Here is a 2,835-nt window from a genome sequence, read left to right as displayed (position 1 = left end):
AAAAATTTTGCTGATTTAGTTATCACGATAAGCAAAGAATATGAGACTTTGATTCAGCATGATTATGATGAATTAATCGTTATCGAGCAGGATGAAATCTTGTTTGGCTGTGAGGGGAGTGATAATTCAAAGCAACGCAATATGATACCTTTGCTTGGTATTACTGGTGAGCGTATTCCAACGTTACAGGGTTACGTTAAAAAAGTGGCCTACAACAACACTAATCCAAAGATCGACAATATTGTTACGCCTATTGCTGAAACATTAGATAGTGATATTCAGAAAGCGTTAAATAATTTGTCGAATGAGATTAAGACGGCAGAAGACTTTATCAGTCTTTACAAAAATGTGATGAATGCTGGTAATCACTACGAATACCATAAATCAGTTTTACTGATAAATGGTGAAGTGATTTTGAGTGAAATAGAAAATGAGACATTCACTACCAAGCAGAAACAAAAAGAATTTAATCTGGTTAACAATCTTGGTTGTACAGGATTAACTTTTTTTTAGGCGAATGTTCCAATTACTGCTTAAAAAATGTATATTCAAGTTTCATTGACAGACGTATCGGTTAAAGTCTCCGTAATCCAACCTCGCTAACCATAGCACCTATATCTAACTTTTTTAAACTATCCAATAAATACACCACATTTTTTAATGATGGTGGTTTTTTTATATCTATTATTCAGGATTAATCATGAACCATACTCTTATCCAATTACAAGAAAATATCCAATTAGATGTAAATAATGCTTGTGCATCGGTTGCTGCTGCAATTGCTAAAATCAATGCGACTATTAACGTAATTGATTTTACTCGCACCCAAAGCACTCATAATGAAAAGCAATTGTTAAAAGCAAAAACGACACTGAGAAATCAAATTAAACAACTATTAGAAGCTGAACATAGGCTTTTATTTGTTGAAGAATTAGAAATTGAAGTGAACAAAATAAAGTAACAAATCATTAGCTATATTTGCATACCATTTATCTAACTATCCAATCAAAATCCCCAAAAGGAAAATCTAATGTCTAACTCTATCCAAAAACTATTTATCTACTCTTTCACTACTCAATCAAACAAGAAATTCGTTGTAGCTGTTAATGAAAATGAGCAGGTTAAGAATTTCTCTGTTGGTTCTGGTGCGAAAATTATGGCGTATGTAATGTCAGTTGAGTCGTCATCTGAAATAATTACTAATGCTGATTTAGTTAAAACAACTGGCAATCTATTAAACAAAACGATAGAGGCCATTAAAACCGGTGGTGAAACTGATTGTTTGGCTCTTATTAGTCTTAACTATATAAGTAATGCTGACCACTTATTTACCGCTACCACTGACCAAAGTATTGAGTTTAATACTCAATCGCTATGGCACAACTGCAGTGATGATTTTAAAACTAAAATGATCAAATTAATTACTGCTTGGGACGAAAGTTATCCAATCCTAGCAAATTAATCTGCAATAAATTAGAGCCTTTAACATTCATTGTTACAGGCTCTTTTTTTATCTAACTATCCTCATGCTCATGCGACAACATGGGCTTCTTTGGGTTTTATCTAATGAGTTTATCCACTAACTTAAATCAAACGCTTATAACGCTTCATAGAGCGTCAAATGGCTATCTAATAACACCATTCCTTTACTTGAACGATAAGTTTGTTTTTTCACGCTCGTTCACAGCTAAATATTTTTCATCATTTACATTATCAAATGATACAAGTATTGAAGAGGTAAGAGGTGTAATACAAGAGCTTCATCATGTTTTATCATTAATGGAAACGGAAGCAGAAATCATTAATACAATGAGTTACCTAACATTAAAAAACACGGACAACACAGCTATATATACAGATATGACAAATGATATGTTTCTTGAAAATAGGGGGTATGCAGTTGAAGTGATTAAATCACTTAAATATCTGCCCAATTTAGCCACCAACAAAGCTGTTATGATGCAAGGCTGGCGTGGTGATGCAAACAAGATAGTACATGATCTTAATTTTAAAACTTGCTCGTTACCACAAGAGATAAGTTATGAAGTTTCTTGCTTTCATAGATTGAATAATAGCCAAGGTGTGGTTTTTAAAAATGGAATACTGCTTCACTCTAAACTGTCTGAATTTGATCACTCAAATGAAGATAATCACATAGTAGAGAATAAAGAACATGTGTCAAAAACGCACAAAGAATTATTAACTACACTTTTAACGATTCCAGCAGTGGTTGGTTTGTTTTGTTAAAAGCTATCTAACTTTTCTATCATATAGGGGCATTACTGCCCCTATATAAACTTAGTTATAAGCTTTTAATAAAGCGAATCGTTACTCAATACCTTTAATCGTGGTTTTACCATCTTTATATAAAATGGTGGTATTCACGTAATCATCTTTTATTATAATTTCTTTGTTTTTTACCTGTTTTTTTCGTTCGTGAACACCAACATATTTAGAGTACAACTCTAAAGGTGCGTCAATTGTCATTGTTGAACTTAACGCTTTTTGTAGCGTTGAAAAGTCTTTCATTGCAATGTTTTCATAGTTTTTATCTACGTCAGCATTCCAATGCAGATTTGCATTTTTACCGTATATATTTGCTTGTATTACGGCATCAAACTTCAAACCATTAAGGATAGGTTCATTCGATTCATTGAATGGTGAGATCTTAGAGAAATTATCAAAAGGGTTTGTCGAACCATAGTTTCTTCTATTACCCTTTGATAAGTATCCCCACATTTGAGAAAAGGTCTTCTTGTCCAAGTGATCAAAAGAAATAGTCATAGATAATTTATCAACACTATCAATACCAAATGGTGCAGCAGGAACATAGGC

5 protein-coding genes are annotated in these 2,835 nt (G+C 32.7%); 4 read left to right on the top strand and 1 reads right to left on the bottom strand.

All coding sequences use genetic code 11. The features are described from left to right. The 4 genes from BTN98_RS20450 to BTN98_RS20140 all read left to right on the top strand — a co-directional run. The coding region (locus BTN98_RS20450; RefSeq protein WP_167390217.1) for a hypothetical protein at positions 1 to 513 on the top strand (513 nt) is incomplete at its 5' end. 187 nt (positions 514 to 700) lie between these two features. Then, the gene (locus tag BTN98_RS20150) at positions 701 to 961 is read left to right on the top strand and encodes a hypothetical protein (RefSeq protein WP_065190199.1); all 261 of its coding nucleotides are present in this window, start codon (positions 701 to 703) and stop codon (positions 959 to 961) included. 69 nt (positions 962 to 1,030) lie between these two features. Continuing rightward, positions 1,031 to 1,462, top strand: coding sequence for a hypothetical protein (locus BTN98_RS20145; protein ID WP_065190198.1), 432 nt, complete (start codon positions 1,031 to 1,033; stop codon positions 1,460 to 1,462). A gap of 104 nt (positions 1,463 to 1,566) precedes the next feature. Beyond that, on the top strand, positions 1,567 to 2,247 hold the full coding sequence (locus BTN98_RS20140) for a hypothetical protein (RefSeq protein ID WP_146107058.1): 681 nt from the start codon (positions 1,567 to 1,569) through the stop codon (positions 2,245 to 2,247). An 81-nt stretch (positions 2,248 to 2,328) separates the two neighbouring features. Here BTN98_RS20140 and BTN98_RS20445 read toward each other — a convergent pair. Beyond that, the coding region (locus BTN98_RS20445; protein ID WP_167390216.1) for a hypothetical protein at positions 2,329 to 2,835 on the bottom strand (507 nt) is incomplete at its 5' end.

Origin of the sequence: Photobacterium aquimaris (assembly GCF_002954455.1) — a bacterium.
GTDB classification, from domain to species: domain Bacteria; phylum Pseudomonadota; class Gammaproteobacteria; order Enterobacterales; family Vibrionaceae; genus Photobacterium; species Photobacterium aquimaris.
Note: the sequence above shows the minus strand (reverse complement) of the source record. Positions and strands in the feature narration are given on the sequence as shown.

Excerpts from the sequence above, each read along its gene's own strand:
- BTN98_RS20150 (WP_065190199.1), top strand. The coding sequence starts at position 701 with ATGAACCATACTCTTATCCAATTACAAGAAAATATCCAATTAGATGTA.
- BTN98_RS20145 (WP_065190198.1), top strand. The coding sequence starts at position 1,031 with ATGTCTAACTCTATCCAAAAACTATTTATCTACTCTTTCACTACTCAA.
- BTN98_RS20140 (WP_146107058.1), top strand. The coding sequence starts at position 1,567 with ATGAGTTTATCCACTAACTTAAATCAAACGCTTATAACGCTTCATAGA.